We start from the raw sequence: 8,564 nt of genomic DNA, 5'->3' as shown, positions 1-8,564 counted from the left end.
ATTTACAGAGAAGCATGTAATGTTGTGAGCATTTCTTTTAATTCCCCTGCTCCCATCTGTCCTGGTGCGGAAGCTTTTCCTACTGCACCGAATGTGAGAGCAGAACCAAATACTTCACCGCATACACGGCTGATTACACCTGTTGCTGCCATAGACATTGTAATAATTGGACGGTCAGCGTAGTTATTTACCATCTCTTCTGTTGCTGCAAGAAGAGTGAGTACGTCCTTTTTGTTCTGTGGCATTACAGCGATTTTAGGGATATCTGCTCCAAGTTCCTGCATTTTGCGGAGTCTGTAGATGATATCAGATTTTGCTGGTGTCTTGTCGAAGTCATGGTTGGATGCTACTACTTTTACACCATGTTTGTGTGCTTCTTCTATTACAGCTTTTACTGCATCATCGCCTGTAAATGCTTCCATATCTACGAGGTCAACATAGCCTGTTGCGCTGATTTTCTGGTTTAATTCTACATAAACTGGAGTTTCAATTGCCTTTTCTCCACCTTCTTTAGAAGTACGGAATGTAAAAAGGATTGGCATTTCACCAAGTACTTCTCTTAACTGTTTCGCTGTTTCTTCTACTTTTTCAAAATCGAAGATGTCTTCGTACCAGTCTACACGCCACTCTACAACGTCTGCTCCGATTGGAAGGATATTCTTTGCAGCTTCTAAGATTTCTTCTCTTGTTTTTCCAACGATAGGTACACATATTTTAGGGATTCCTTCTCCGATTGCTACATTTCTTACTACTACTGGGTTCATAATAAAATCCTTTCTCTAATAATAAGTTTATTTATATTTTTACATTCTTATAGTCAAAAACCCACGACTTTCATACAACAAACGATAAATTAAAGTCTATTGATTGATGCAGCAGCCGCAGGTAATTGACAGTATACTACTTTTTTATTCTATTATTTCTCAGAGATGATATCTAATAATTTCTGACGCATTGCTTCGATTGGAGGTTCCTGACCTGTCCAATATTCAATCTGGGCAGCTCCCTGGTAGAGAGACATTCCAAGACCGTTTAAGATAGTTGCTCCAGCTTCTTCAGCGTCTAATAAGAACTGAGTTTTTGCTGGGTTGTAGCAAGCATCAAAATAGAACTGATCTTTGCTGATGAATTCTTTTGGAAGTGGGTTTTCTCCGATATGGCTGCCCATTCCGATTCCACTGGCATTTAATACAACTGTAGCTTCTTTTACTTTAGAAAAGTCACCTGCTGGGCAGAATTCTGCAACTGGTGCAAAGTTCTTATTGATATCTTCCACTAAAGATTTACTGGATTCTTCAAATACGTCTGTGATGTAGATCTTCTTTGCTCCGTAGTAAGCAAGTGCAGAACACATAGCACGACCTGCTCCACCACTACCGATACAGAAGTAAATATTCTCATCAATCTTAACATTTCCATCTCTTTCCATAGATCTGATGAAACCAATTCCGTCTGTGTTATATCCAACTAATTTACCTTCCGGAGTTTTAACAACTGTGTTACTTGCTCCCATCTTCTCGCATAATGGGTCCAGCTCATCAAGGTACTCAAGAACTTTTACTTTGTTTGGCTTTGTTACTGCAAAACCTGCAAAGTTCATGTAACGGATACCGTTAACTACGTCTGCAAGATGTTCATTATTTACCTCTGTGTAGAAATAAATCATATTTAATCCTGCGGCTTCATAACCACAATTCTGCATCTGTGCTGCAAATGACTGCTTTAATGGGTCACCAAGTAAAGTAATCATCTTTGTATTAATGTCAACTTTTGCCATGATACATACCCTCTTTCTTTTTCTTTAAAATCTTAATATATAATTATTTATTCTCATCCATAGCTAATAACTGCTGGACGAGTTCTTCACATACTTCGATAAGGCTCTTGCCATCTGTATTGATAATGATATCGGCCGCTGCCTCATATTTTGCACGTCTCTTTTCCATTAAATCAGCGATGAACGGAACATTTTTGTTGTTCTCGATGACTGGACGGTCATGACTATCCTTTACTCTGTCGAAAATAGTTTCCGGTGAAGCGGTAAGTAATACAACTCGTCCGTTCTTCTTCATCTCTACAACGTTACATTCACGCAGTGGAGTTCCTCCACCACAGGAGATTACAACATTCTTTCTTGACTGCATCTCAATAAGAAGATTGGTCTCTAAATCACGGAAGTACTGCTCACCATGAACCTCAAAGATATCTGGAATACTCATTCCTTCTCTCTCTGCGATAATCTGATCCATCTCAATAACGTCCATTGCAAACAATGTTTTTAAATATTCGGAAATACTTGTCTTTCCAGCACCCATAAATCCGATAAGTACGATATTGTAATCGAAAAGCTTTCTTGCCTGCATCTGCTTACTTGCTTTACCGATCGCATGGAAAATATCCCATACTTCACTTGCATTGCTCTCGTCCTCTAAACGACCGTCGAGCCATTCTTTCTGTCTTTCTTCCTGTTCCGGGTCAAGAATGTTAAGGCCATTCTCTTCTTTGTAAGCCATAATATCTTTAATAATATGATGTCTCATCAGTATGGCATCTAAAAGTATCTCGTCACACTGACCCAGTCTCTTTCTTAACTTTTCTAAACGAGTCATGTTGCTGCTCCCCTCTTTGGTCTAATAAAAATTTCCAGCTATTAAATGTATCCATATTCAAAATCAACTAAACGGAAATATTACTAAATTAAATATCTCTGAATAATCACTGAAATGTTCCTGAGCCTATAAAAACTGACTTCGAATATAGTAACTTTCACACATTAAACAGCTAAGTAATTATACCACAGGAAAAAAGCTACAACAAGTAAATGTAACAAAATAAATCTATAGGAAAATTCTATTAAATTTTAGATTTTTTCTATAGGTAATTATTTTGATATATTTGGATGATAGAAACGACAGACAGTAACAGCCTAAAGGCGTAAACCACCTTACATAAACGGAATAGAAAACCCCGGAAGTCACACACACTTCCGGGGTTTTCATTTTGCTCATGCCTGAAATTCACCACATTTCTTAGCTGGTTTTATTATATGCTAGAGCGTGCAGATTGTAGGAATGATTTTTCAAACACGCTCTAGAATGGATGAGAAATCAACTAAAAATTCTTAATACAATATTAATTTTATTTAAAAAAACATCTGCCGATAGTTCTAGTAAAACTATCGGCAGATGTTTTTTATAATACTTAATTTCTAACTTAGGGGAATTTTACTTGTGGTTTTTACGTTATTTGGAATTAGTTATTTTTTTGTTATTTGATTGTAAATCTTGATTATCTTGTATCATCTTTATATGCCGGCAGGTTTATGCCTGCCGGCCGACATATATTCAAATTTCCAGATTTCGGATTCTTTGCACAGTATCCTATAATTCATTAAAATGTATTTGAAAAATGTTTTCTGTAAATATATTATAAATCGAGGTGTTCATATCACAGTAATAATTTTTCAAATATATTCTGGTTTGTTGATAGTTTATTGAATTTATTTAATGAATCCTACCTGTGCGGAGATTTTCTTAATCTGTTCATCTTTACGTTTGTTATATTCTACTTTCTGCTGCTCAAAGAAGTTGTTTCCTTCTGGATCGATGGATACGATTAAAGGACCAAATTCTTTTACGCGGCAGTTCCATAAGGTTTCTGGCATTCCAAGATCACGCCATTCTGCTCTTACGATTTCTTCTACTTCTGTTGCGGCTACTACAGCGTTTCCTGCTGGGAATACACAGTGGATTGCTCCAAAGTCTTTGCAGGCACGTTCTGTATTTTCTTTCATACCACCTTTTCCGATGATCACACGTACACCAGTTTCTTTTACGAATTCATATTCAAATTTTTCCATACGCATACTGGTTGTTGGTCCTACGGATACCATCTCAAACTTATCATTTTCTAAAGGACGGATAATTGGTCCTGCATGGAAAATAGCATTATTTCTTACATCTACAGGAAGTTCTCTTCCTTCTTCTACTAAACGACGGTGAGCTACATCACGACAGGTTGTCATGCTTCCATTTAAATAAATGATATCTCCGATTTTAATGCCTTTTAAATCTTCTGCTGAAATTGGTGTTGTTAAAATCTTTTTTCCATCTTTTACTTCTACCATTATAACTCTACCCCCGTATGTGTTGTAATTTTATAATTTAAATCCTTGTCAAATACAATGTGTCCTCTTCTGTGACTCCAGCATCCTACATTTACGGCTACACCGATTGCGGATGGATGACGGGCTGTATTTTCGATATTTACTCCCATTACGGAGTATTTTCCACCCATACCCTGAGGTCCTAATCCGATAGCATTAATTCCGTCTTCTAATAATGCTTCCATCTTAGCTGCTCTCTCATTATCATTGTGAGAACCGATTGGACGCATTAAAGCCTTTTTAGAAAGAAGGGCTGCTGTTTCTACAGAAGTTGCTACACCTACACCTACTAATAATGGAGGACAGGCATTTAATCCGTATGTTGTCATAACATCCATAACGAACTTTGTTACTCCTTCGTATCCTTCACCTGGCATAAGAACCATTGCTTTTCCTGGAAGGGTGCATCCGCCACCAGCCATGTATGTGTAAATTTCACATTCGTCTGAATCAGGAACGATGTCCCAGAATACAGTTGGTGTTCCTTTTCCAACATTCTTACCTGTATTGTACTCATCAAATGTTTCTACACTGTTATGACGAAGTGGTGCTTCAAATGTTGCTTTTACAACAGCATCTTTTAAGAGTGCTTCAAGCTCTCCGATTAATGGGAACTTTGTACCACATTTTACCCAGAACTGTAATACTCCGGTATCCTGACAACTTGGACGATTCAGCTTTACCGCCAGTTCCTGATTTTTAAACATAGTATCATAGATTGTTTTGGAAAGAGGGCTGTCTTCTTTATCACGAAGCTCCTCCAGTTTTGCAATAACATCATCTGGAAGTTTCTTTGCAACATGAGCAATAAACTTAGCCATATGTTCCGTAAGTTGTGTTACCTGTTCTTCTTTAGACATTTAGAAATCCTCCTATTAATTTACCCGACGGTCAACGGGATTTAAATATGTGAATGAATGAAAGATTAACCGTATACATTTTCATTAATAAGTTCTGCTTTAATTTATTCGGCCGGAGCAACCCGGCCTGCTTAACCGGCTCTCTATCCTGGGAAAAATGGATAGAAAATCGGAAGAAGTATCATACTTACTACCGTTGCCACTAAAATCATTGGCACACCAGCTTTGGCATAATCTTTAAATGTATAGCCACCTGCTGTTACAACCATTGTGTTAGCCGGCATTCCGATTGGTGTTGCATATGCGCAGGAACCACCAATGACACATGCCATCAATACGGCACTTGGATCTGCACCCATTCCCTGTGCAATGGAAATTCCAATTGGAACCATCAGGGCTGTTGTCGCTGTGTTGGACATGAAGTTCGTCATTACACAGCAGAGCATAAAGATTACAAATGTAAGTACATATGGAGATGGGTTATCGCCAAGCATTCCGATTACCTTTTCTGCAATAAGTTCTCCTGCTCCTGTTTGCTCTAATGCAGCTGCTAAAGAAAGCGTTCCTCCAAAAAGGAAAATCGTTTTTAAATCAATAGATGCCAGTGCATCTTTCTCACTGATTACCCCTGTAATCATTAAAGCTAACGCTCCCATACATCCGATGACACAAAGCTTGATACCAAGCTGTTCCTCAAATATCATTCCTACTAAGGTAAGTAGCAGAATTACTAAGGAAAGGTACTGTTTCCATTTTGGTACATGGCTAAAATCCTTTGACTCATCAAAGATTCCTTCGTCGCTTCCTTCTTTATTCGGAAGAAACTTGTATCCGATAAATGCAAAGTAAATAATTCCTACAATTAAAATCGGAACACCAACTTTGGCATAATCAAAGAATCCAAACTTAAGACCAATTCCTTCCATACCTGACTGTGCAATCATGTTTCCAGGAGCACCAATCAATGTGAGGTTACCTCCCATCGCTGCTGCAAAAACCAAAGGCATTAACAATCTGGAACGGGAATACCCTGACTTCGCTGCAATTCCAATAACTACCGGAATCAGGATTGCTGCGGTTCCTGTGTTTGAAAGGAATCCACTCATCACACCTACGATAACCATAATCGCTACGATAAGCTGTCTTTCTGTTTTTGCAAAATGAGTAACAATTCCGCCAATCTTGTTGGCCATTCCTGTTTCAAACAATGCCCCTCCTACGATAAACATTGCTACAAACAAGATAACGTTGCTGTCGATAAATCCTGCGAACGCTGTCTGCCATTCAAGTACACCGGTAACTACCAGTCCGACACATACAATCATGGATGTCAGTCCCAGTGGAATCTTCTCCCACATAAACATGACAATCGCGAACAGCAAGAAAAGTAACGTGATTGTTATCTGACTCATCTCTCTACCTCCTCATTTGTTAGATTCGTCTTACGTTTTGCTTTTATCATAAATCCTCTTACCCTTTCCAGCCTCCCATACCCAGTAAATGAAAATCCCAATTTCTTTACTTAATGTTTTGCTTTTGCGTTTCTGATTTATGATTTTTGATATTTGATTTTGTATCCAAATCTTGATTCTAAGATATACCTTTATTGAGAAAAAGTCAACTATTTTTTGCTCCATTTGCATCATTTCGGCAAATACAATAAAGTTGTGACTATTTTTTTGTGCAGAATGCACTAGGATTGATTTGTGGGGTAGTGGGGACAGACGAACCAAAATAAAGAATCTGGGGAAGATTTGGGGAAGAAAGTCGGAGTCTACGACTCTCATACACAAATTACCTCAATATTATAATTAACACCTCGACCCTCCAAAGACAGCCCGCTGAAAGATAAATAGACCATATTTGTGGCCTCGGAGCAAAGGTTGGATGCGAGCGCTTCCACGCGAACATTCAACCTGCCGCGACTAAAGCCACAAATATGGTCTATTTATCTTTCAGCGGGCGTCTCCTGTCTGCGGCACCCCTAATTATAATAAGTCAGCATATCATCTCTGCTTCGCATTATATGTTCCTTCATGGCTGCTTCTGCCGCATCTCCATCATGTGCTTTGATTGCTTCTAAAATTTCTCCATGTTCTTTTACAGAAACTTTGGCATAGTCTTCTTCAGAAACCATATTACCCATAGAAAGTCCATTCCAAAGTTCTGAGATCATATTTTTCATTTTTCCATTTCCTGCAGCTGTCCAGATTTCATTATGGAATTCTCTATTAATATCTGTGTAGTGTGAAAAGTCTTTGTTCTCTAATACTTTACAGGAATCTTCGTATATTTCTTCCAGCTCTGAAATGTCTGCTTCTGGTGCGGCACAAAGACGGGCTGCCGCTCCCTCTAAGATTGCACGAAGCTGATAATGTTCTTTAATATAAGTTTCTGTCACACCAAGAACAACTGCTGCTTTATTTTTCCGAAGCTGAATCAATCCATCGCGGGCAAGAATCTGAAATGCTTCTCTTACTGGCATTGCAGACACATTAAGCTGTGATGCCACACTTTCAAGAGAAAGCACTTCTCCTTCTTTCATTTGTCTTGATAAAATCGCTTTTCTAAGTTCTGCCGCCACTCGTTCTTTCGCTGACGGCATCTTAATTGGTCTTAATCCCATCATTTATTTTTACCCCTCTCTATATTTACAATATCTGAAAGTACCTTCATCCACACATCTATTTTTTTGAATATTTTCTTTCTTCCTGAAATACTGTCGAGATTCACACCATTTTCTTCTAAAATAATCTGTTTCATCTCTTCTCTGCATTTGTTCTCCTGCTCATTCAACCCACAGGATACAGCAAAACGAATATAACAATCCGAAGCAGTATAAAGCAGTTTTGAGAGATATGCATTGTCCGTACAGTCTAATAATATTTCATCGAAACGTTTCGATGTGGATAAATCAGAGGAAAGAATAGTTATCACTTCTTTTCCCTTATCCTCATTTTTTAAATTCTCTACTGCTTTTTTGAGGATATCTCCGATCATTTCATAAATAATCTGAATCTGTTCTTCCGATAATTCTACTGCGTAAATTCTTCTCGTTGCCAGACGGACAATCAATCCCTGTCCCTCTAATACCTGAAATGCCTCTCTGATTGGAATTCTCGAAGCACCAAATACTTCTGCTAATTCTTCCTGTTTTAACTGCGTCCCTCCGACAATCCGACCAGAAAGAATCTCATCGGCAATCTGTTGTGCCATGTAGTCGCTAAGGCGTTTTTCTGATAATGCCCTCATTCAAATGTTCCTCCTCCAATTTTTGCTTACTTAACAATATTTCTATCTCATAATGCTACGATACTTAACTTAAGATAGATAGGTTAAGATAGTACTCCTATTAATAATGTATCCAAAATCACAAAAAAAGTAAAGAACTTTTTTACTTTTTAATTCATTAAGCGAACTACAGACAAAGACAGCCCGCGAAGAAAACCGATATCCTATATTTGTGGCCTCGGAGCAAGGTTTAGATGCGAGCGTATAAAGCGAGCATTTAAACCGCTGCGACTAAAGTCACAAATATA

The 8,564-nt window shown here is 38.2% G+C and carries 8 protein-coding genes; all 8 read right to left on the bottom strand.

Annotation, left to right across the window (positions count from 1 at the left end):
* Positions 1 to 2: 2 nt before the first annotated feature.
* Complete coding sequence (gene aroD, locus EUBHAL_RS06880; protein WP_005347031.1) at positions 3 to 764, bottom strand: type I 3-dehydroquinate dehydratase; 762 nt, start codon at positions 762 to 764, stop codon at positions 3 to 5.
* Positions 765 to 916: 152 nt separating this feature from the next.
* Entirely contained in the window at positions 917 to 1,777 is an 861-nt protein-coding gene (locus EUBHAL_RS06875) for a shikimate dehydrogenase family protein (protein WP_005347030.1), read from the bottom strand.
* Positions 1,778 to 1,820: 43 nt separating this feature from the next.
* The gene (locus EUBHAL_RS06870) at positions 1,821 to 2,609 is read right to left on the bottom strand and encodes a shikimate kinase (RefSeq protein WP_005347028.1); all 789 of its coding nucleotides are present in this window, start codon (positions 2,607 to 2,609) and stop codon (positions 1,821 to 1,823) included.
* Between the two features lie 890 nt (positions 2,610 to 3,499).
* Entirely contained in the window at positions 3,500 to 4,126 is a 627-nt protein-coding gene (gene ttdB, locus EUBHAL_RS06865; protein ID WP_005347026.1) for a L(+)-tartrate dehydratase subunit beta, read from the bottom strand.
* Positions 4,126 to 5,025, bottom strand: a complete 900-nt coding sequence (ttdA, locus tag EUBHAL_RS06860; RefSeq protein ID WP_005347024.1) for a L(+)-tartrate dehydratase subunit alpha — start codon at positions 5,023 to 5,025, stop codon at positions 4,126 to 4,128. The genes ttdB and ttdA overlap by 1 nt, the downstream gene beginning before the upstream one ends.
* A gap of 143 nt (positions 5,026 to 5,168) precedes the next feature.
* Positions 5,169 to 6,437, bottom strand: coding sequence for an SLC13 family permease (locus EUBHAL_RS06855; protein WP_005347022.1), 1,269 nt, complete (start codon positions 6,435 to 6,437; stop codon positions 5,169 to 5,171).
* A 572-nt stretch (positions 6,438 to 7,009) separates the two neighbouring features.
* The gene (locus EUBHAL_RS06845) at positions 7,010 to 7,654 is read right to left on the bottom strand and encodes a GntR family transcriptional regulator (protein WP_005347019.1); all 645 of its coding nucleotides are present in this window, start codon (positions 7,652 to 7,654) and stop codon (positions 7,010 to 7,012) included.
* A complete protein-coding gene (locus EUBHAL_RS06840; protein WP_005347017.1) occupies positions 7,651 to 8,277 on the bottom strand; it encodes a GntR family transcriptional regulator in 627 nt (208 codons plus the stop codon). The genes EUBHAL_RS06845 and EUBHAL_RS06840 overlap by 4 nt, the downstream gene beginning before the upstream one ends.
* Positions 8,278 to 8,564: the final 287 nt, after the last annotated feature.

The sequence above is a fragment of the Anaerobutyricum hallii DSM 3353 genome (assembly GCF_000173975.1).
Classification (GTDB): Bacteria; Bacillota; Clostridia; order Lachnospirales; family Lachnospiraceae; genus Anaerobutyricum; species Anaerobutyricum hallii.
The sequence above is the reverse complement of the archived record's forward strand: the minus strand, read 5'-3'. Positions and strand labels throughout refer to the sequence as shown.